The organism is Lactonifactor longoviformis DSM 17459 (assembly GCF_900129135.1).
GTDB lineage: Bacteria > Bacillota > Clostridia > Lachnospirales > Lachnospiraceae > Lactonifactor > Lactonifactor longoviformis.
This window is the reverse complement of sequence record NZ_FQVI01000003.1, coordinates 207,462-227,000: the sequence shown is the minus strand read 5'-3', so window position 1 is coordinate 227,000 and position 19,539 is coordinate 207,462. Positions and strand designations below refer to the sequence as shown.

Below are 19,539 nucleotides of genomic sequence, written 5' to 3'. Positions count from 1 at the left end.
CTGTTGTGCTTTCCCTAGTTTTCTGTTCTCCCCTCCTGTCCCCTCATAGAAAAACAGGAGGATTCCACGGCCACGACCTGAACCTTCCTGTTTCTCAGAATATCATAAATATCTTATTTATACAATCATATCCAGCAAATGCTGTTTATAATAAAATGATTTTGCAGTGTCAAAGAATGCATCTATATTCTCAAATTCTGTCAGCGGCGGAATATCGCATCCGGAAGAAACGATAAAGTTTGGAAATTCTTTACAGTTTTCCAGCACCCTCATAGTCTCTATCCTCACAGAAGAGGGCGTCCCGTTGAGAAACTGTGCAGAGGGGCTTACATTCCCCATAGCAAGACAGTTTTTCGGGATGCGCTGCATCATCTCCTTCATATCGATGCTGTCCCCGAAATGGTACATGAGACACCCGGTATCCAGGATCTGATCGATGAGCTGGATAACATAATTGCCGCAGTTATGATAGATAACCACAAACCCCTGATCCTGCGTCTTTTCAACAATCTCTTTTACGTAGGCACTGGAGAATTCCTCCATGAGCTGGGGAGACAGCATACCGGCAAGGGGTTCCGCCATCACAATTCCGTGGGCCCCTGTTTTTTTGTATTCCAGAATATAGGCAATGAGAAAGTCCGTCACCTTCCGAAGAATCGTGTGTACCATATCCGGCTCCTCGTAGCAGTACAGCATCACCTCGTTCACATCCATCAGTCTCCCAGCCAGTGAAAAGGGACCGATGCAGCCTGCGAATACCGGGCGATCGGTGATAAGCTTCAGGGCTTTCCGGATACCCTCCAGGCATACGCCGGTACGTCCAGCCCCCACCTCAGGGATCTTAAGCCGCTCAGCCTCTTCTTCTGTTTTCACTATATTCCCTATGATTGTGGGAACCTCATCCGCCGCATAGACGCAGCGCGCGCCGAAGGCTTCCGCCTCCACAGACAGATCCATAAAGCTCACTGCCGCTGCCGTGTCGTACTTATCTGCAAGCATCTTCATCCCCAGCGCCTGGTAATTACTGTCCGCGACTAATTCCTTCACCGTAACACACAATAGCTGCACTGACGGAAAGGACAATATAGGCATTGGTTTTTTCTCATCCGCATAAATCATTTTTTCTATCCAGCGATACATATTCATAACAAAAACCCTCCGTGAAATTTTTAACGTAATAGAAATATTATCACTTTTCAGAAGATTTTTGTATATCACAAATATTCAAATTTTATCACTTTTTTTACATCTTTATCAGTATCTCAGTTTTATCCTGGACAGTTCTACCGGAACCTGGTACCCGTGCCTGTGCAGATAATATTCCATTCCTTTTCTCGCCAGATCACTGTCATTTTTGGGAGCCACGGTAATTCCCCGGATCGGCAGCTTATTGTCTGATTCCAGCATGGTAATCTTTATATAGGGAATTAAAAAACCTTCTTTTTCCCGGAATAACACATTCATCCCCTCGCTCTTTTTAAACACAAACCGATACTCCCGTTCTTCTGTAAATCCCTCCTGCTTAAAGAACATCGCATAGATTTTGGCGGCTTTCTGAAACATTCTGCACGCCTTCTGGAACACGGGATCGCTCTCCGAGGTCATACCTCTGTTCATAATATCGGCAAAGGAAAGCCCAAAGGACTCCGGTATCTTCTTCTGCATCAGATCCAAAATATAGTCTCTCTGTTCCTCCAGGGCATATACCACATATCCGTGATAGGCAATGGCATTGCTTTTCGCTATCTTTTTGATGATTTTTTCACTGTCAAAGGCCATGTTGTATCCGGTCTCATTGCCAAACTCTGCCCACAGAGTTATGCTGTCGGAGCAGGTGGAAAATGCCAGTACGAAAAATTCTTTATTTTTCTCATAGACAAAATGATCCCCCTCCTTGAAAATATTCTTAAGGAAAAGCTCCTTCCATTCTTTGTTCTTAAAGACGGATCCGCTCATCTGCTGGATCACTTCTATGATGTAAGAAAATTCTCTCGGGTCATTGAGAAAGTCACTTTTTGTAGCCCAAAAGCTTTTTTCATCCAAAATTCCCTGCACCCCAGCAATCTGTGTGTAATGATACAGGGTAGTATTCCGTTCTATCGTTTTTAGATGGATAATCTGATTTCTCATAGCTTTCCCTTCCATGCAAGGCAGACCTTCGGTCAGAATCCTCTGATTTTATCAGTGCTGTCATCCCGGGTGTTCTGGATTTCCCTGACAACAACGTAGTATCCGGTTTCTTCATTTATTTTAACCAATACCCGGTCCCCCGCTTTATGTCCCAGAATAGCCTTACCGATGGGAGACTCAGTGCTGATCATACCCTTCAGAGAATTTCCCCGGATAGAGGTTACCAGCTTGAATTCTTCTGTCTCGTCCTCATCCTCAAAATATATTTTTACCGTATTATTAATCCCTACTTCGTCCTCCCTGGACTCATCCGATACGATGACAGCTGTTTTCAGCATCCTCTCCAGATAGCGGATCCGGCTCTCATTTTTATTCTTATCCTTCTTGGCCGCATAATATTCAAAATTCTCGCTGAGATCTCCCTGAGCCCTGGCTTCCTTCACGGCCTCTATTGCTTCTTTCCGCACAACCAGCTTTCTGTATTCTATCTCTTCCTGAATCTTTTTTACGTCGCTCTTTGTTAACTGTTCCCTCATACTTGCTCCTTTAACTCCTGTCTTTTCCCTTATTTCTGTCCCTTAACAGTGTATCACAGTTATCCCTTTTTCTCATCAGTTTTTTCTATTTCAGAGAAAGGTACAGTCCCAAATCCGATTGACTTGCTTTCTCCTGTCACTTAGAATAAGAGATAGCTTATCTCCCTGCGGAGAATCTAATGAAAGTGAGAGAAACTTATGTGGAAATCCTGCCTGAAGCTTATTATCCCCATGCTGATTTTCGGAAGTATCGGCATATTTGTCCGGGGAATTTCTTTATCTACCGTGGAACTTGTCTTCTACCGCGTTTTTATTGCCAGCATTTTTTTCTCCCTCCTAATGCTGCTGAAAAAAAAGAACCCCTTCCGCTGCGGGAAAAGGGCTCTCTGTCTGGCCGCCGTATCAGGTGTTATTATGGGGATCAACTGGCTCCTGTTTTTCCAGGCACTGCGCTGGACCACTGTAGCCGCCGGCACTATGACCTATTATCTGGCACCGGTGCTGGTTTTATTCGCGGCTCCCTTTGTCCTGGGGGAACATCTGTCCAAAAAACAGGTTATCACTGCCCTTCTGGCTCCAGCCGGACTGGCTCTTATTGTATTCAGCTCCGGGGAATCCGCCCTGACCGTGTACCATCACGGGCTGGGGCTTTTATGCGGTGCCGGTTCTGCTCTGTTTTATGCCATGCTGATTCTCTGCAATAAAAAGCTGGACAACATCGATAATATGGACCGGACGCTGATACAGCTGCTGGCTGCCGCTCTGGTGCTCTCTCCGGTGCTCGTAAAGAATCATAATTTTTCTGTAGTGAGGTCCAACCTTCCCATGCTTTTGATTTTGGGGATTGTACATACCGGCATTGCATGTTATCTGTATTTCTCCGGTTTGAAGGAGACCCCTACACATCTTACGGCTGTACTCAGCTACATTGATCCTGTATCTGCTGTCTTCTTTGCCGCCGCCTTTCTGGGGGAGCCCATTTCCCCCGTTCAGCTGGCCGGCACAGCTGTTGTCCTTGTCTCTGCTTATTTGTCAGGAAAAAGCCAGACGGGAGCAGGCTCTCCAGGATGTGACAAAGTAGATGAGGTAAACTAATCCGAACAATCCCAGACTGATTCCCTGGGAATGCAGAAATGTTTTGTCGGAAATCTCATTCATCAGCATCCAGTACGAAAGCTGTCTGGACAAAAAGATGCTTAGGGGCACCGGAATCATCAGGGGCACCCCGAAAAATAACAGCTGCTGCTGAAACACCAGTTTCTTCCCCTCCCGGTTTCCCACACCCAGTTTAGAGAGAATCTCATAGCGGAACTGATACTTCACCGCCTCGCTCAACTGATGAACCGCCAACACCGCAGCGGCAGCACAGACGAAGATAAGTCCCACATAATACAGGGAAAATGCCAGAATGGTAAATACAGAAAGATACGTATCCCGTATGCTCCCTTTGGTATTGCAGGTGTCAATCCCCTCATAGCTGTATGTTTCATACAGGAGATTTACCAGATTAACCGCATCCTCCGGGGTGGTTTCTTTTTCGGTCTGGACAGCCAGAGACATATGGTACACGGGAAGCTTTGCTGCAATATTGTCCGGTACAATCACCACGTATCCTGTCCCGTTGAATCCATCTCCTACTCCAAATGGTTCTGACCGGCTTTCCTGGAATGTAAGTGTCTCCCCTCCGAAGCGTATGTCCGGAATTTTCTCCTGCTCTGCTATCTCCCTGATTCTGGGAGTGCACTGAATGAGATACCTCCCCTCTTTTAGTTCTGTCTCTCTGTATCCCAGCATTTGTCTAAGCTCTTTGTAATCTGAATAAGCCAGAACCGGCGCAAATTCCATCCATCCCACCGGACTGTCCTGTTCGCGGAACCAGTCTGTCAGTGTCTTATTTCCCCCGTCATACAATGGGTAGGCAAGCTGGCTTTGAATTCCAAGTTTTTCTTCTGCATAGGCAGATACCGGACTCAAATCTTCAGAGGGCCGTGCGGTAGATGCCGTGATATCAAAAGACATGGTGCTCTCTCTTTTCTCTGAAAAGAACCGCTCAAACAACAGCCCCATAGAGGTTGCCGTAAGCGTCAGGGTTAAAAGCAGAGCCAGAGTCCCTATGGTTACTCCCATGGTTCTCATTCTGGCGGTCATATTTCTCAGAAGAAACAGGCGGTGTTTCTTATATTTGAAGCTATTCCCTGCCAGCACTGTTTTGCTGAGAAAAGAGGTCACCGTCATATAGATCCCATAGATACTCCCGATCAGCAGAACCACGGAGAGAAGGAGCAGCACGCCTCCATTGTGCACCTCCTCACTGTGGTGGCAGAGATACCATAAGATACCTCCCCCCGCAGCGCAGGCTGCCACTGCGGCCAGAAAAAGGGTCCAGTGGCCCTTTCCGGTCTTCAGAGCCGAGGCTTCATTTTTTTTCTCCATATACAGGAGATCACAGATCTTAATTTTACTCAGCTGCCGTCTTACTCTCGCCATGGCAAACAGATAGATGGCAGCCCCGTATCCTGCGGTCAGTGCCAGTGCTTTGGCAGAAAACTGAAACTGTATCTGATATGACGCCTGAAAGATTCTCATAATTATCATATCCAGAATCTGATACAGAAAGCTACCCACCAGAAGGCTTATCATAAGAGCCGCAGCGCCCATCAGGAGATTTTCCCTGACAAAAAGGCTGGCGACATCCCGGTTGGGAATTCCCAGAAGAAGATAGGTGCCGAATTCCCGGCTTCTCTTCTCCAGGATAAATCTAGTCATATAACAGATCAGCCAGCCGATGACTAATACAATAATCAGAGAGATAAAAATAATGATTCCGGTCATGGCGCTCATGCCGTAACTTAGGTTCCGTATCTCGCTGGAGAACACAATCAGATTAAAGGCATACACCATAGACAGAGAAAAGGTTACGGTTACCAGGTAAATCAGATAATCCCTTGCCGAACGCTTTGCATTCCTTACTGCCAGTCTACTGAGCATTGGAAACATCACCTCCCAGCAGGGTCACCACATCCAGGATCTCCTGAAAAAATTCCTTTCTCTCCCTGGTTCCGCGGCGGATCTCATTGAAAATCTCTCCGTCTCTGAGAAACAGGATCCGGGAACAGTAGCTGGCGGAGAATACGTCATGGGTAACCATTAAAATGGTAGCCTTAAGTTCCCGGTTCAGAGCCCCGAAGCTCTCCAGCAGCATTCTTGCCGACTGGGAATCCAGAGCTCCCGTCGGCTCATCCGCCAGAATGAGCTTTGGTTGGTTGATCATAGCCCTGGCACATGCACAGCGCTGCCTCTGGCCTCCGGACACCTCATAGGGAAATTTGGTAAGGATGTCCCCTATACCAAGCCTCTTTGCGATCTCCTTTACCCGTATACTGATTTTTTTCGGATCTTCTTTGCAGATCACAGGTGCAAGTCCTATATTTTCTTCAATGGTAAGGGTATCCAGAAGATTAAACTCCTGAAATACAAACCCCAGATTCTTCTGTCTGAACTTTGCCAGCTCTTCTTCTCTCAGTGCTGTAATATCTTCCTCTTCCAGATAAATATGCCCGGCGGTCACAGTATCAATGGTCGCAATACAGTTCAGCAAGGTTGTTTTTCCGGAACCGGACGCCCCCATAATCCCCAGAAACTCTCCCTCCTCCACAGAAAAGGAGACCTGGTGCAGGGCCTTTGTGACAAAGGAACGGGAACCGTAATATTTTTGGATATCCTCAATTCTCAGTAATGTTTTCATGCAATCACTCCTCGTGTATGTTTTCTTCAGTATACCTCCCATCTCTTCCTTTGTTTACTTACAAAGTTGTAATACTACTTTTTTCCCTTACATTCTATGGAAATTTCCCACAGGAAACTCAAGAGTAACTGTAGTCCCCTCCCCCTCTTTGGAGGCGGCAGACAGGGCAATTCCCAGCCTCTCGCACAGCTTTTTACAGAGATACAGCCCGATGCCTGTGGCCCCTTTTTTCTGCCTGTCCCCTCCTGTAAATCCTTTGTCAAAGATCCGGGGCAGGTCCTCCGGAGGAATCCCCCTCCCGTTGTCTTCCACACACAGCCGGATTTTCCCCCATTCTGTGCAGGAGTAGATATGAATCCCGGGCTCTTCCTTGTCCTGATACTTTACTGCGTTAGACAGAATCTGACCCAGAATATAGCGCATCCATTTACCGTCTGTGTATACAGTTTCAGAGAGCTCCTCTACCCGCAGCCCAATCCCCCGCTCCAGAATATAGGGACGATAGGCCAAAAGCGCCGGATTCACTACGTCTGAAAGAATGCATTCGGAGATAAAATAATCTTTCTCCACCTGTTCACTTCTGGCAAAGTACAGCACCTGTTCCACCAATTCTTCAATTCTTGCGAATTCCTTTTTTATCCTGCTGCCCTGTGGGGAAGGATGATTGCTGCAGATAAGGGTTCCGGCGGCAATCGGAGTCTTTACTTCATGAATCCACTCTTCAACGTACTCCTTATACTCCCGGCTTATCTTCTGGACCTCCTCAATCTTCTCTGCCATGGCCTTGTTAGCTCCCCGGACCATTTCATAATACATCTTTTCCATCTGATCTTTGGGTTTCCCCATTAGTTCACAGATCAGATACTTTTCCTTTAGCCCGTCAAAAAGTCTGCACATTTCCCTGTATTTTCTTCTCTGCCTCTCATACCCCCACAACAGGTTTCCTGCGAGAATTAAAAGCCAAATACCGATAAAGTAAAATATAACGGCCCCCGGATTGCCGCAGGCTCTCAGATAAACCCCGGCAAGAACCATGAGAAACAGGTTTCCCATCATCACAAAGATCTTTTCTTCCAGATAGCACAAAAAATTCATTCCGGCTCCCCTCCTGCCCGGTACCCTTGTTTCGGTACCGTATGAATCAGATCTCCCAGTCCAATCTCACCCAGGCGCTTGCGCAGTCTGGAAAGATTTACATTTAGAATATTTTCATCCACATACCATTTATTCTCCCAAAGATATTCCACAAGTTCGTCTTTTGCAACAGTTCTCCCCTGGTTGAGAAACAGGAAATAAATAATCTGCAGTTCTTTTTTGGACAGTTCCAGAGATTTTCCCTGGAACTCAATCACCCCGAACACCAGATTCAGGGCGGCTCCATCCACAGTTATGCTTTCCTTTGCCTGGCTGTTCCGCTGAAGAATCCTCCGCACCCGTGCAGTCAGGACAGGCAGACTGTAGGGCTTTCGGATAAAATCATCTCCTCCGGAACGAATGGCAGTCAACTCGTCCTCCTCTGAATCCCGGCAGGTGACAAATAGAATGGGGACCGCCGATTCCCTCCGGATTTTCCGGCAGAGGGACAGTCCATTTTGGACTCCCAGCTGAATATCCAGCAGTACCAGATCCGCGTCTTTGATTATTGCCTCATTGCCCTCCCATGCATCGCAGGCTGTTACTGCAAATCCCTGACCGGCAAAATGTTCCTTCAATTCCCGGCGGATCCCTTCATCATCCTCAACAATAGTAATCTTCCACATATGCTTTCCTTTCCGATAAAATGTGCATTCCTGCCCTATACGGGTCCGGCAGTTTTCAGCTTACCGGATATGAACTCCATGAAATGCCGGCTGGCTATAGGCAGTGTCTTTTTCTCCTTAAAAGCCAGGGCAATAGTTCTGGACAGGCACGGCTCTATCTCCTTTACCGCAATATTGTAATTCAGTCTGTTCAGTATAAGCTCCGGCAGAATGGCAACCCCCAGTTCCTTTTCCACCATTGACATAATGGTATAGTCATCGTGCACCCTGTACTGTATATTAGGGATAATCCCATGCTTGTGAAAAAAGTCCAGGGGCTCGCTGACCCGCCCCTCTTCCAGGAGAATAAAGGGCTCTCTGGCCAGGGCCTTCAGGGAGACCTTATCTCTGGCCGCAAGGGGATGGGAAGGCGGCAGCACTGCCAGCATAGGATCTTCCCTGAGAGGTATGGTTTTCATATCCGGTACTGCCTCAGGGTTAATAAATCCGAAATCTACACTGCCTTCGCGGATCAGTTCTTCCACTGTGTTGTAGTCCCCCTGATACAACTCAAAATGTACCCCCGGATAACTCTCCCGAAACTCCTTCATCAGCCCGGGGAGCCAGTGACAGGATACGCTGGCAAAGGTGCCGATGCGGATGATTCCGCTCTCCAGCCCTTCCATTTCCCTCTGCTTTTCCTTTAGTTCACGGTAAGCGTGATATATATTTTTTATGTAGGGAAGCAGTTCCTCCCCATCGGGGGTAAGCTCCGCCCCTTTTTTAGATCTGGTAAATAAGATGGTTCCCAGCTCATTTTCCAGGGACTGTACCATCTGGCTTACTGCCGACTGCGTGTAGCCCAGTTCCTCCGCCGCCTTGGTAAAGCCTCCTGTGTCTACGATTTTGACAACAGCCTGATATCGGTTCATATGTAACCCTTCTTTTAATTTATATAAGTATTTCTTATGTATTCATAATAAACATTTGTTTTACTGATGTAAAGATTAATGCTATAATTTGTGCAAAAAGCCAAGGAGTACCAACTATGAACAGTAATTATTTGCAGTGGAAATACGGCGTCAAAGATGGTATCCCCATCTGTCTGGGGTATTTTGCCGTATCTTTTACCTTCGGCATTATGGCCAGCGGAGCCGGTCTTACGCCGCTCCAGGCAGTTGTTATGTCTGCCGCTAATCTGACTTCTGCAGGTCAGTTTGCCGCACTGGGAATTATCAGTGCCTCTGCCTCCTATACAGAGATGGCCGTCACTCAGCTTATTATCAATCTCCGCTACTGTCTTATGTCCTGTTCCCTCTCCCAGAAGCTGGACAGCAGGTGCAGCTTTCTCCACCGGTTCCCTGTGGCTTATGGGGTCACAGACGAAATCTTCGGAGTCTCCGTGTGCAAGCCTGGACTCTTAAGTCCCTTTTATAATTATGGACTGATTACAGCAGCTGTACCGGGATGGGCCGGAGGAACACTGTTTGGAGCTGTCTGCGGAGATATTCTCCCGGGCAGAGTGATCAGTGCGCTGAGCGTGGCTCTGTACGGCATGTTCCTGGCTGTTATTATCCCTCCTGCAAAAGGCAACCGGGTTTTAACAGGAGTCATTCTGGCTTCCATGGGACTAAGCTTCCTGTTCACCAAGCTGCCCGTGGTCAGTTCCATCTCCTCCGGCTTCCGTATTATCCTGCTGACAGTGCTCATTGCAGGAGCAGCCGCTTTTCTGTTTCCAGTAAAGGAGGAATCCCATGAAAAGTAATATCTACATGTATATCCTTGTAATGGCGGTGGTCACCTATCTGATCCGCGTGCTCCCCCTCACCCTTATCCGGAAAGAGATTACAAATGTATTCATAAAATCCTTTCTGCACTACGTACCCTTTGTGACGCTCTCTGTGATGACCTTTCCGGCCATAATGACTGCTACGGCTAGTATGTGGTCCGCCCTGGCTGCATTTGCAGCTGCCATACTCCTGGCTTACCGGGGACGAAGCCTGATTCAGGTATCACTGGCTGCCTGTCTCTGTGTGTTTATTATCGAGCTGTTCTTGACGTGATCAGGGCCTGCCTCCGCATTCTGCGGATGCAGGCCCTGCTTACTTCTCAATCAGACTCTTTCTACTGTGAATCCATCTCCCAGGATGGCCCCCCGGTCTACGACATAACCGGCTCCGCCCTGGGCATAGCTGGAATCCTCCGCCTCTGCCACAGTCTTTCCGTTTACTGCCATAGACAAATGTTTCCCTTTTACGGTAAATGAAACCTGATATTCTCCGTCAATTTTATAGGCATAAGGCACTGCCGCGAGCTCCGTAATCTCCCAGTCCTTCCTGCGGATAATCTTTGCCTTCCCGTCCTGGAACACGGCGGCATAATACCTTCTGTGTCCTTTCGCCCTGGCCACAAGGCCGGCACATTCCTGCTGGGAAAATGTAACGGCAGAGGTAACCGTATAATCCTTCCAGTCCGGTCCTCCGGTGGTTACAATACCATTCTTTCCGGGGTGAGATACGGAGAAGGTTCTGAGGTAGTCCGGATAAAAATTATCCGCCGAACTGACAAAGGTCTTCAGCCAGATGGTTTCGTTCGTCCAGGTTACCAAAGAGGGGGTCATCTCGTAAGACTTGCCCATCTCATACTTTCTGGGGGCCCCGGTCCAGTCCATCCATTTCAGAATCACCTTTCCGTCCAGCCTCTTTTTGCTGTCAAGCTGTATTCCCAGCCTGTAAATAGCCTGTCCGCAGTGTTCCGGTACTTCCCAGGAAGTTAGATTCTCACCTGGCTTCAGCAGAAATTCCTCCCCGGTTAACTTCTGAAGCTGATCCTGGCCGTCATAATAATCTACAAAAAAGCGGAGGGACGGCGTCTCTTCATCCGGGCAGAAGAACAACGCATTTATGGTCTGGGTAGGATATAAATTAGGGGATGCATATACTTCAAAATAGCTGGTTCCTCCCACCCCCTTAGGGCTCTTGTCCACATAAGTCTCCACGCAGGCAGCTGCGCTGCTACCAGGTGCCAGATGCCGATACTCCAGTTCCAGTCCCTGCCCCAGGGGATTGGATATCCCGCACAGGGCCTGCTCCTCTGCATAATCCGGATGAATCATAAATCCCTGCACACTGCCGGGATATTCAAAGGCGTATCTCTTATCCGGAAGATCCACGTTTTCCTGATACAGTTCCGCGGCTGCTCTCAGAATTTTTCTGGTCTCCAGCACCGCATCAGATACACAGTCTCCCCCGTCTGCTGTAACTACATATAGACGATCTGCAACAGGGCCCCTAAGATCTGCTCCCCCATTAATTCCCTCCAGGCCCAGACGGATCCCGTTCAGGCAACCCACATTGCCGGCATTGCAGTCCGTATCCCATCCTGCCGAGGCTGCTATCATGATTGATTTATTAAAATCATCACCGCCCATTAAAAGAGCTGCCAAAACTACCAGATGATTGGTTATCATAGGGCAGTTGCCTGGGTATTTTTCATATCCGTGGTTAGCCGCTATCCACTCCCTTACCTCGTGCCAGTCCGATGCCTTTCTGCATTGCTCTCTGACATCCGCCACCAGTCGGTGCAGCAGCCCGTCATCCACATAGGACAACCCCCGATCTATAAGGACATCCATATTGGTCTCCTCAAAGGCCATGGATTCCATAGCCGCCAGGAAACACGCAGCAGACACCGCAATCCCGTCATGACTCACGCTCGCCGCTTCTTTCGCCATGCGGACTGCCAGTTCCGGTTGATTGGGATTTACCAATGCCCAGGTATCGATAAAGATTTCAGCGCCGATGGCCTCAGCCATGCTCTGTCCATTCTGGGCGATGCTTCCGCTCTCGGGCGCCGGAATTCCTTCCTTAAGTCTTATATACGCAGAGTGCTCCGTGGAACGGGACAGACCGCCCCACCAGAGAATTGTTTTATTCTCCACCAGATAGTTCAGCCAGGTATCCCCTATCTGTTTAGCTGTAAGATCTTTCGGATAGCCGTTGTCCTCCAGCGCCCGGAAAAAAGCAAAGGTTCCTGAGATATCATCGTCAGGCACAATCAAAGGCGCCCCCGCCGCCTTATGTTTAAAGTTATAGACTTCCCCGAATGCCTGATTAATCCTATCATAGAACCATCCCTCTACCGGACGCCCCATATAGACTCCCAGACATTTTCCAAGTACGCCTGCATATATCTTCTCTCTGTAAGTATTGATCATAGTTTTGCCCCCTTGTATCCATACAATTTTATTTTGTCAGTTTTTCTATTAAATCTTTCATCAGCGCATCCCGATGGATGCGGTATATATAGTTTATCAGGTGCCTGTCCCTGCAGCAGGTATAGGTATCATCATATTCAGGAATCGGGCTGGATACCAGCCTCTCTTCCATAAACTGCCCCCGGTCATTCAAAAGCCAGGCCACTGCCGTCACATCCCATATTGTCTTGGACCAGGGCGTTCCCTCTGCCCATGCCTCCATCTCTCCTATGGTAATCCCCGTGAGATAATCACACAGAGGATTCTTTCCCTGCAGCCAGTACTCCAGTTCCGGACGGGTAACCGTAAAATGCTCTGCCACATCCATACACGGCACCTGAATCAGCGGCACTTTGCTGTTAAATACCACCCTTGCGGCTGCCAAATCCTGCATCATATTAAATTCCCGGTTGTGGGCAGAATGTTGTGCATTTCCTCCCAGCCACACCACTGCGATACGTTCCTTCAGCGCAGGTTCTGTCAAAAGAGCTGAGGCAATATTGGTGAGAGCTGCTATCCCCACTACATACAGGGGATTTTCAGGGCTATACGCCATTGCTCTCTGCACCAGATCCCGCACCGCAGGGGAATCCACAGGTTCGGTCTCATTTTTAAGGAATCTGTCGGCCCCGTAAAATACCTGTTCCTTTTTCCCACCGTGTCCCCCCAGTTCCAGAACTTTTTTGATCTCCTCATAGCTCTTATTCATCCCATCCAGAGGGGAAGCGGATTTATGATTATGGAAGGGTGCTGCATAAATTGCAGCGGGATTCAGCTTTTCGCCGGAATTCATCAGATAGGCAATGGCAAACTGGTCGTCAATCTCATTAAAAGCATCTGTATCTAAAACAACATCCACCCGATGCAGAGGTACCTTCAGATTTTTTCTGTATTGGCTCTCATCCATAGCTTTATTCTATTTCCTCCGGAACCCAGCAGGGAAGATTTTTTTTCTCCTTCTGTACATCCATGTTATGTAAATTGGCAAGCCCCTCAAGGACTACCTGGATGGAATCATCATGTCCCTGTCCTGGTATAAACCGTTCTCCCGTTACAATATTATTGTCTATGGAAAATACCGCGCCCCCTCGCTTCCGGAACAATGTACATAGTGTGGCAATGACACTGGATTCCCGATCCAGATTTAGAACATTCGCCCTGTTATAGTACTCTATAATCTCCGTGTGCCAGGGCTGAATATACCCATTCACAGCCGGGCGTCCGCCGCCCACGTGCTCACAATCAGAGCATCTGGTAACCCCCACATGCCACCTGCAGCCCAGATCCGCAGCACTTTTGCTCATTGCCAGTACCACTTCATGGCTGCACAGGGCAGGAAATTCAGGTTCTATATAAACCTTGGATACTCCGTCCCCTCTTACGATTCCGCTGCTTATCACCACATCCCCGCTATGTATCTCTTCGCTGATGGCAGCAGAGCCTGCAAGCCTTATAAAGGTATCTGCTTTTGTATAATGCATCAGCTCCACCAGGGGCAGCTCCGCCTCAGGCGCGCCGCTGCCGCCGCTGACAAAGGTTATATGGGCTCCCTTATACCATCCGCTCCAGGTGGTAAAGAGTCCTGTTTTGCCGGCCAATACCGGCTTCTCCAGTCTTTTGGCCAGAATCTCAGCGGGATCCCCGCCATACACAAGCAGAGGATCCCGTACCAGCATAACTACATATCTTCCCACCTTGTCAGGGTCAATCCCTGTCATAGCAGGTTTTCCGTCAATTACCAGACCGCCCGGGGCCATGATTCCTCCCGGTTCCATACGGTCTTTGTACACATAACTATCAATTATCCGTTTTATGGATTCTTTCATACCATTCCTGCCTCCATAATGCCTTCTCTGTATCGGTTTTCCAGCTCTTTCTTTTCCTCCCGGGCGATTCTCTTATTCTCCGGGGTCAGTTCCATGGCCCCCTGGTATCGCAGATTCATTCCTGCGGTAATATTAGCCGCGGCAGCAATTCCGCAGACATCCATATTCTCACACCAGGCGTAAAAAGCTGCGGCAGTAGAACTGTTTCCGCATCCGGTCACATCCACCACGGAATATTTCTGAAAGCTGGGGGCAAAAAACACCTCTTCCCCTTGGATAATGTAAAGTCCCTTTGATCCAATCCGATATACTGCCATAGGCAGCTCAAGTCCCTGCAGAGCCCGGATGGCTTCGCTGTCTTCCTCCACACCAAACAGTCGGTACGCCTCTCTGCGGTTAATAGAAAATGCGTCTATATTCTTCAGGATTCTTCGGATCACCGGAAGCTTTTCCGGCACGGTAATAGTGGCCTTGATTTCCCACATGAACCGAAAGCCGAACTCATTTCTCAGTTCTGCCATCTGTCCAAAAAAGTCCGGATCATCCGCCCGAAAGCAGTAGACCCCCTTTGTCCCTTCCAAAAAGTCCCGCAAATGGTCCTTTTGGGGATCACAGTCCAGGCTTTCATAATGCTCGTTTCCATATTCTGTATAGGAATACCAGTCTCCGCTGTCTCTGTACACCAGATAATTTAAAGGATTTCTGGGATCTCTCACATGAAATCCTCTCCGGTCAATCTGGTTGCGCTCCATCCAGTCTCCCATATGCTCCATATAATCCGCACCGAATCCCCCGCACATCAGCACACTGTCTGTCCACAGCTGGATCCCGGTAAGGGCAAACAGGGTAGCTCCTCCAGGCATAAAACCGGTGCTTGTTCCATCGGCAAACGTTATCTTATCTACAGCAGCATTGCCGGCAATCACGTAATCTGCCATATCTCCTTCTCCTATTCTATATTCAGTTGATTTTTTTTACAGAATCTCTCTTTACAAGAGACGGAGCAATCCGGATAATCTTATCTGTAATTGGTTCATTGTGGATCTGCTTCATTAAAAGATCCACGGCTGTCTGAATCATATCATCCACGTGCTGGTCCACCGACGTCATGGCCGGCTGGGCACACTCAGACAGTATCGTATTGTTGTAGCCAATGATTGATAAGTCCTCCGGGATTCCAAGCCCCATCTGTGCGCACACCTTATAGACACCCATTGCCAGCACATCATTTTCACAGATCACTGCAGTAAACTTGTTTTTACTCTCCATAAGCTCCCGAAAGCATTTTACTCCGTCCAGCATACCGAACCCCACAAATTTCACCAGATTGGGATTCACTGCAAGACCGGAATCCAGCAGGGCATTTACGTATCCCTGATACCGGTAATGCTCAAACATATGAAAACGCAGGCCTGAGATATACGCGATCTGTGTGTGGCCGTTTTCTATCAGATGTTTTGTTGCTTCGTACATGCCCCATACGCCATTGGAGAATACCAGGGCCGGCACGTTATACTCTGACAGGTAGCTGTCTAGCACCACGAAGGGCTTCCCCGCATCTTTGAGCATATCGTAACAGTTTTTTTCCTCATTTACAGTACTCATGTAGACGATTCCCTGCACATTCTGCTGAATCAGTTTTTTGATGTACTGCTTTTCTCTCTCAAAGGATTCCTGGCTCAGGCAAAGCTGCACATTATAATTGTAGGTTTCGGAACACTTCTCTACAGCCTCCACGATTTGTGCGAAAAAAGGATCTGTAATATCAGGAATCACCACAGCGATATTGGCCGGGGTTTTCATCTTTGCATTCACATATCCATTCTTTTCCGCTAACTCATCCAGCTTTTTGCGGGTACTCTCACTCATAGAAGCGTAATCCTGATTGATATAACGGGATACGGTGGCAATTGACACTCCTGCATCTCTCGCCAGATCCCGTACGGTATACTTTGAACTTGCCATTTTCTTATTTCCTTTCCCCCGATTATGTAATTATAGATAAGGCCATCTTTATCATGTCATCAAAGCTGTTCTGCCTTTCTTCCACGCTGCATTTTTCGCCAGAGAATACCAAATCAGAAATCGTGCAAATTGCCAATGCTTTTTTATGAGTCTTTGCCGCATTCATATACAGCGCAGCCGACTCCATCTCCACTGCCAGTGCTCCCATCTGTGCCCATTTTCTGAGAATTTCCTCCTCATAGTAGAAGGCCTCTCCTGAAAAAAGCATCCCCGCCCGGCACCCAAGCCCCTTTTTTTCGGCATAGTCAAAAGCTTTTCTTGCCAGCCCGAAGTCCCCGCATGGGGCAAGAGTTCCGGGCAGACCGTACTGGAGGGCATATCCTGTATCCGTGCTGGATGCAGTGCCTATCACAATATCTCTGAGAGCCAGATGAGGAGATAATCCCCCTGCGGATCCCACCCTTATAATCTTTTCCACACCGTAAAACTGAAAGAGCTCATAAGAGTATATTCCCATAGATCCTGCCCCCATACCGCTGGCCATGACGGACACTTTCCTGCCCCGGCAGCTGCCTGTGTAGGCATAAATGCCTCTGACCTCACTGACCAGCCTGGCATCGGCAAGATAGTTCTCTGCGATAAAACGTGCCCGCTGCGGATCCCCGGGCATGAGCACGCATTCCGCTATCTGCCCCTTCTCCGCCTGATTATGCAGGGTTGGTGTCTCCCTCTTTGTGCCGTCAGATTTCATCATAGGGTTTCCCCCCTACGGCTTCCACAAAGGTTCTCTGATAGCGTTCACTGTCAATTGCGCAGGCCGTCCATATCCTGGGAATATGTGTCCATTTAAAATGGTTTCTTCTGTCCCACAGGGTCATTCCTCTGGTGAGCTGATTGTCACTGGTGTCCACCTCCACATGGATCTCTCTGGTTTCTATGATGTCAGGCTGTATCACCGCACACATAGCTACCGTGTCAATCGGACCATTATTGAACAGGTCCGGCAGTGAATTGTTCTTATCCACATAATCTATAATCTCAAGCACATATCTGGACGCTTTGGTATTCAATTTTTCCAGCTTTTTAAGCGCCTCTTCCCGGATGTTTACCCATTCCGGATTGAACGCTACATCCAAGCCTATGGTTGTCAGCTTTACCCCGGACTCATATACTGCCTTTGCCGCCTCAGGATCCACATAAACGTTCCATTCACTCATAGGATTGTCCCCTGTTGCATTGAGAAATGCATAATCCGTGACCCCATATGCACCGCCCAGGTGATATACCTCTTTAACCATAGGAATAATGTCTGGTTTTAGCATAAATGCCAGTGCAATATTTGTCAATGGAGCAGTAGACAGGATGGTGACCTCCCCGGGAAACTGCTCCACCAGGTCTATGATCATCTGTGCCGCATATCTTGGATCCGGCTTTAACTCAGGTTCCGGAAAAAAATGATTTCCCAGTCCGTCTTTTCCGTGGGAATAGGGATCTTTTGGATACTCTCTTACCAGAGGGTGCTCCATTCCCTTGGCCACAGGAATATCCGGGCGTTCCATAAGTTCCAGAATCCTGAGGGCATTGGCACAGCTTTTACTTGCAGGCAGGTTCCCGCTTTCAGCCGTAATCCCCAGCAGATCAATTCCCGGATGAGTAAGCCCCATAATAATACATACGGAATCATCCGTCCCCGGATCACAGTTTAGTATTAATTTTTTTCTTTCCATAGACAACTATAACCTCATTTCTTTACTTTTTGCATATACTTCCGCTAACAGGCAAATGCCTTTACATAGCACATGCGGTTTCTGGGTCCGTCAAATTCCAGAAAATAGATCCCCTGGGAGCTTCCCAGAAGGGCCTTTCCGTCTTTGATCAGAACCGGCAGTGTGCAGCCGGTAAGAACCGATTTGATATGTCCTGCCGCATCCTCGGGAGTGTCAAACTGGTGGCAAAAATCTACCCTGGTGGGCACAATCCGCCGCAGTTCTCCTTTGATATCCCCAAAATCTGTTTCATCCCATTTTGAAGTTAGGCAGAGTCCTGCGGTTGTATGAGGAATATGCACCATACACATCCCCTCCTGAATCTGACTCTCTTTTATTGCCTCCTCCACATACCCGGTGAGACAGAAGACATCGTCCTTCTTTGTAGAAAATCTGAACTCCTTAATCATAACTTATCTCCTATAGAATCTCTATTCTGCTTTCTGTGAGAAGCTTTGTTGTTCCGCACACCTTCCAGCTGTCCCGGCATCCTCTTCCATAGGCCTCCCCCTTCAGTTCGCAGAGATAACCCGCCAAAAGCGACACAGGAAGGTAATTCAGCAGAGGCCACATCCAGTCTTTCTGGCAGCCGGGTATCCATATCCGCTCTGTGCCTTCCGGCAGCACCAGGTCTCTGCTGTCTGTTATCACACAGAAATCCATCTTCATTTCTGAGATCGCGGTCATAAGTTCCTTTGACCGGCTAAGTTCCGGTCCCTTTGCCGACGCGTACTGAACGGTAAGCTTTCTGGAGAGATGCTTGAAAAAGCAGTTCAGATGCATCCACCCTTCCGTGTCGCTGTATGTCGCCCACTCTCCTGTAGCCTCAATGATTTTGGCCTGGGAAAACCAGGCAGTGCCTGTGTTTCCCCCGGATCCAATAAAGTCAAACAGCTCCTTGGAAGCATATTTCTCTGCGGCCCTGAACATCTGCTCATCCAGATCAGGCATTATGTTCCTGAATTCCTCCGCATAGACACAGATTTCATCTCTTATGCTCTGGGAAGCCTCCATCGTATACCTGCCTTTTACTTCCCCTATGCGGATTGCTATAATCAGCAGGGCAAGCATAGATACCAGATAACTTCTCACCCCGTTTCCGGATACAAACTCCGGAATGGATAACTCCACTACTTTTTTGGATACACGGGCCAGTCTGGATTCCCTGCTGCCGGTGACGGCAACGGTAAGACATCCGTAGTTCCCCGCTCTCTCTATGGCCTCCCCCAGCCGTGCTACCTTTCCGGAGTTGCTCACTGCCAGTACCAGAGGGGTGCCTTTCTGTCTTGTCAGCAGCTCCGAGGGAGTATACCGGGCCAGATCCACTGCGGATATCACTTCCACAGGCAGTCCGGTCAGAACTTCTATCGCCGGCTTCATGGCCAGGCCTGCAGCATAAGAGTCTCCGCAGCCTGTCACAATGATTCTGCCCAAATCCCAGATCTCCCCGGCAGATACCGTAAGACGGGAAGCCTCCTCTATCAGCCTGCACTGGCTGACACAGAGACCTGGGACGTCCCGCACATTTTGAGCCATAGGGTTATCGTATTCTTCTCGTACCATTCGTTTCTTACTCC

Annotated in this window: 20 protein-coding genes; 3 read left to right on the top strand and 17 right to left on the bottom strand. The window is 48.4% G+C overall.

Going from position 1 to position 19,539, the window contains the following annotated elements; all coding sequences use genetic code 11:
* Positions 1 to 117: 117 nt before the first annotated feature.
* The 3 genes from BUA56_RS05500 to BUA56_RS05490 all read right to left on the bottom strand — a co-directional run bounded on the left by BUA56_RS05500 (position 118) and on the right by BUA56_RS05490 (position 2,666).
* Positions 118 to 1,146, bottom strand: coding sequence for a uroporphyrinogen decarboxylase family protein (locus tag BUA56_RS05500; RefSeq protein WP_072849687.1), 1,029 nt, complete (start codon positions 1,144 to 1,146; stop codon positions 118 to 120).
* Between the two features lie 108 nt (positions 1,147 to 1,254).
* The gene (locus BUA56_RS05495) at positions 1,255 to 2,130 is read right to left on the bottom strand and encodes a DUF2971 domain-containing protein (RefSeq protein ID WP_158640979.1); all 876 of its coding nucleotides are present in this window, start codon (positions 2,128 to 2,130) and stop codon (positions 1,255 to 1,257) included.
* Between the two features lie 32 nt (positions 2,131 to 2,162).
* Positions 2,163 to 2,666, bottom strand: coding sequence for a GreA/GreB family elongation factor (locus BUA56_RS05490; RefSeq protein WP_072849684.1), 504 nt, complete (start codon positions 2,664 to 2,666; stop codon positions 2,163 to 2,165).
* A gap of 198 nt (positions 2,667 to 2,864) precedes the next feature.
* Between BUA56_RS05490 and BUA56_RS05485 the strand changes: the two genes are divergently transcribed.
* On the top strand, positions 2,865 to 3,761 hold the full coding sequence (locus tag BUA56_RS05485; protein ID WP_072849682.1) for a DMT family transporter: 897 nt from the start codon (positions 2,865 to 2,867) through the stop codon (positions 3,759 to 3,761).
* Here the strand turns inward: BUA56_RS05485 and BUA56_RS05480 are convergent.
* From BUA56_RS05480 to BUA56_RS05460, 5 genes are all read right to left on the bottom strand, one after another.
* Positions 3,699 to 5,654, bottom strand: a complete 1,956-nt coding sequence (locus BUA56_RS05480) for an FtsX-like permease family protein (protein ID WP_072849680.1) — start codon at positions 5,652 to 5,654, stop codon at positions 3,699 to 3,701. The two genes, BUA56_RS05485 and BUA56_RS05480, sit on opposite strands and share 63 nt — an antisense overlap.
* A complete protein-coding gene (locus BUA56_RS05475) occupies positions 5,644 to 6,411 on the bottom strand; it encodes an ABC transporter ATP-binding protein (protein ID WP_072849678.1) in 768 nt (255 codons plus the stop codon). Before BUA56_RS05475 ends, BUA56_RS05480 begins: the two co-directional genes overlap by 11 nt.
* Before the next feature lie 87 nt (positions 6,412 to 6,498).
* A complete protein-coding gene (locus BUA56_RS05470) occupies positions 6,499 to 7,506 on the bottom strand; it encodes a sensor histidine kinase (protein WP_072849676.1) in 1,008 nt (335 codons plus the stop codon).
* A complete protein-coding gene (locus tag BUA56_RS05465; protein WP_072849674.1) occupies positions 7,503 to 8,171 on the bottom strand; it encodes a response regulator transcription factor in 669 nt (222 codons plus the stop codon). Before BUA56_RS05465 ends, BUA56_RS05470 begins: the two co-directional genes overlap by 4 nt.
* A gap of 35 nt (positions 8,172 to 8,206) precedes the next feature.
* The gene (locus tag BUA56_RS05460) at positions 8,207 to 9,082 is read right to left on the bottom strand and encodes a LysR family transcriptional regulator (protein WP_072849672.1); all 876 of its coding nucleotides are present in this window, start codon (positions 9,080 to 9,082) and stop codon (positions 8,207 to 8,209) included.
* 116 nt (positions 9,083 to 9,198) lie between these two features.
* On the opposite strand from BUA56_RS05460, the gene BUA56_RS05455 reads away from it, so the two are divergent.
* Complete coding sequence (locus tag BUA56_RS05455) at positions 9,199 to 9,915, top strand: AzlC family ABC transporter permease (protein WP_072849670.1); 717 nt, start codon at positions 9,199 to 9,201, stop codon at positions 9,913 to 9,915.
* Positions 9,905 to 10,213 carry an AzlD domain-containing protein gene (locus BUA56_RS05450; protein WP_072849668.1) on the top strand — a complete coding sequence of 103 codons (309 nt, stop codon included), beginning with the start codon at positions 9,905 to 9,907 and terminating at the stop codon, positions 10,211 to 10,213. Before BUA56_RS05455 ends, BUA56_RS05450 begins: the two co-directional genes overlap by 11 nt.
* Positions 10,214 to 10,263: 50 nt before the next feature.
* Here the strand turns inward: BUA56_RS05450 and BUA56_RS05445 are convergent, their stop codons facing one another.
* Genes BUA56_RS05445 through BUA56_RS05405 form a run of 9 tightly spaced genes read right to left on the bottom strand, consistent with a single transcriptional unit; the run spans position 10,264 to position 19,525 of the window.
* On the bottom strand, positions 10,264 to 12,366 hold the full coding sequence (locus tag BUA56_RS05445) for an ADP-ribosylglycohydrolase family protein (protein WP_072849666.1): 2,103 nt from the start codon (positions 12,364 to 12,366) through the stop codon (positions 10,264 to 10,266).
* 28 nt (positions 12,367 to 12,394) lie between these two features.
* Positions 12,395 to 13,312, bottom strand: coding sequence for a nucleoside hydrolase (locus BUA56_RS05440; protein WP_072849664.1), 918 nt, complete (start codon positions 13,310 to 13,312; stop codon positions 12,395 to 12,397).
* 4 nt (positions 13,313 to 13,316) lie between these two features.
* Positions 13,317 to 14,231, bottom strand: coding sequence for a nucleoside phosphorylase (locus BUA56_RS05435; protein WP_072849662.1), 915 nt, complete (start codon positions 14,229 to 14,231; stop codon positions 13,317 to 13,319).
* Positions 14,228 to 15,169 carry a carbohydrate kinase family protein gene (locus BUA56_RS05430; protein ID WP_072849660.1) on the bottom strand — a complete coding sequence of 314 codons (942 nt, stop codon included), beginning with the start codon at positions 15,167 to 15,169 and terminating at the stop codon, positions 14,228 to 14,230. Before BUA56_RS05430 ends, BUA56_RS05435 begins: the two co-directional genes overlap by 4 nt.
* Before the next feature lie 22 nt (positions 15,170 to 15,191).
* Positions 15,192 to 16,196, bottom strand: coding sequence for a substrate-binding domain-containing protein (locus BUA56_RS05425; RefSeq protein WP_072849658.1), 1,005 nt, complete (start codon positions 16,194 to 16,196; stop codon positions 15,192 to 15,194).
* A gap of 22 nt (positions 16,197 to 16,218) precedes the next feature.
* Complete coding sequence (gene deoD / locus BUA56_RS05420) at positions 16,219 to 16,950, bottom strand: purine-nucleoside phosphorylase (protein WP_242946724.1); 732 nt, start codon at positions 16,948 to 16,950, stop codon at positions 16,219 to 16,221.
* Complete coding sequence (locus tag BUA56_RS05415) at positions 16,937 to 17,923, bottom strand: nucleoside hydrolase (RefSeq protein WP_072849656.1); 987 nt, start codon at positions 17,921 to 17,923, stop codon at positions 16,937 to 16,939. Before BUA56_RS05415 ends, deoD begins: the two co-directional genes overlap by 14 nt.
* Before the next feature lie 44 nt (positions 17,924 to 17,967).
* Positions 17,968 to 18,372, bottom strand: coding sequence for a secondary thiamine-phosphate synthase enzyme YjbQ (locus BUA56_RS05410; protein WP_072849654.1), 405 nt, complete (start codon positions 18,370 to 18,372; stop codon positions 17,968 to 17,970).
* Between the two features lie 10 nt (positions 18,373 to 18,382).
* Positions 18,383 to 19,525, bottom strand: a complete 1,143-nt coding sequence (locus tag BUA56_RS05405; RefSeq protein WP_072849652.1) for an SIS domain-containing protein — start codon at positions 19,523 to 19,525, stop codon at positions 18,383 to 18,385.
* Positions 19,526 to 19,539: the final 14 nt, after the last annotated feature.

Excerpts from the sequence above, each read along its gene's own strand:
- BUA56_RS05500 (WP_072849687.1), bottom strand. The coding sequence starts at position 1,146 with ATGAATATGTATCGCTGGATAGAAAAAATGATTTATGCGGATGAGAAA.
- BUA56_RS05495 (WP_158640979.1), bottom strand. The coding sequence starts at position 2,130 with ATGAGAAATCAGATTATCCATCTAAAAACGATAGAACGGAATACTACC.
- BUA56_RS05490 (WP_072849684.1), bottom strand. The coding sequence starts at position 2,666 with ATGAGGGAACAGTTAACAAAGAGCGACGTAAAAAAGATTCAGGAAGAG.
- BUA56_RS05485 (WP_072849682.1), top strand. The coding sequence starts at position 2,865 with ATGTGGAAATCCTGCCTGAAGCTTATTATCCCCATGCTGATTTTCGGA.
- BUA56_RS05480 (WP_072849680.1), bottom strand. The coding sequence starts at position 5,654 with ATGCTCAGTAGACTGGCAGTAAGGAATGCAAAGCGTTCGGCAAGGGAT.
- BUA56_RS05475 (WP_072849678.1), bottom strand. The coding sequence starts at position 6,411 with ATGAAAACATTACTGAGAATTGAGGATATCCAAAAATATTACGGTTCC.
- BUA56_RS05470 (WP_072849676.1), bottom strand. The coding sequence starts at position 7,506 with ATGAATTTTTTGTGCTATCTGGAAGAAAAGATCTTTGTGATGATGGGA.
- BUA56_RS05465 (WP_072849674.1), bottom strand. The coding sequence starts at position 8,171 with ATGTGGAAGATTACTATTGTTGAGGATGATGAAGGGATCCGCCGGGAA.
- BUA56_RS05460 (WP_072849672.1), bottom strand. The coding sequence starts at position 9,082 with ATGAACCGATATCAGGCTGTTGTCAAAATCGTAGACACAGGAGGCTTT.
- BUA56_RS05455 (WP_072849670.1), top strand. The coding sequence starts at position 9,199 with ATGAACAGTAATTATTTGCAGTGGAAATACGGCGTCAAAGATGGTATC.
- BUA56_RS05450 (WP_072849668.1), top strand. The coding sequence starts at position 9,905 with ATGAAAAGTAATATCTACATGTATATCCTTGTAATGGCGGTGGTCACC.
- BUA56_RS05445 (WP_072849666.1), bottom strand. The coding sequence starts at position 12,366 with ATGATCAATACTTACAGAGAGAAGATATATGCAGGCGTACTTGGAAAA.
- BUA56_RS05440 (WP_072849664.1), bottom strand. The coding sequence starts at position 13,312 with ATGGATGAGAGCCAATACAGAAAAAATCTGAAGGTACCTCTGCATCGG.
- BUA56_RS05435 (WP_072849662.1), bottom strand. The coding sequence starts at position 14,231 with ATGAAAGAATCCATAAAACGGATAATTGATAGTTATGTGTACAAAGAC.
- BUA56_RS05430 (WP_072849660.1), bottom strand. The coding sequence starts at position 15,169 with ATGGCAGATTACGTGATTGCCGGCAATGCTGCTGTAGATAAGATAACG.
- BUA56_RS05425 (WP_072849658.1), bottom strand. The coding sequence starts at position 16,196 with ATGGCAAGTTCAAAGTATACCGTACGGGATCTGGCGAGAGATGCAGGA.
- deoD (WP_242946724.1), bottom strand. The coding sequence starts at position 16,950 with ATGATGAAATCTGACGGCACAAAGAGGGAGACACCAACCCTGCATAAT.
- BUA56_RS05415 (WP_072849656.1), bottom strand. The coding sequence starts at position 17,923 with ATGGAAAGAAAAAAATTAATACTAAACTGTGATCCGGGGACGGATGAT.
- BUA56_RS05410 (WP_072849654.1), bottom strand. The coding sequence starts at position 18,372 with ATGATTAAGGAGTTCAGATTTTCTACAAAGAAGGACGATGTCTTCTGT.
- BUA56_RS05405 (WP_072849652.1), bottom strand. The coding sequence starts at position 19,525 with ATGGTACGAGAAGAATACGATAACCCTATGGCTCAAAATGTGCGGGAC.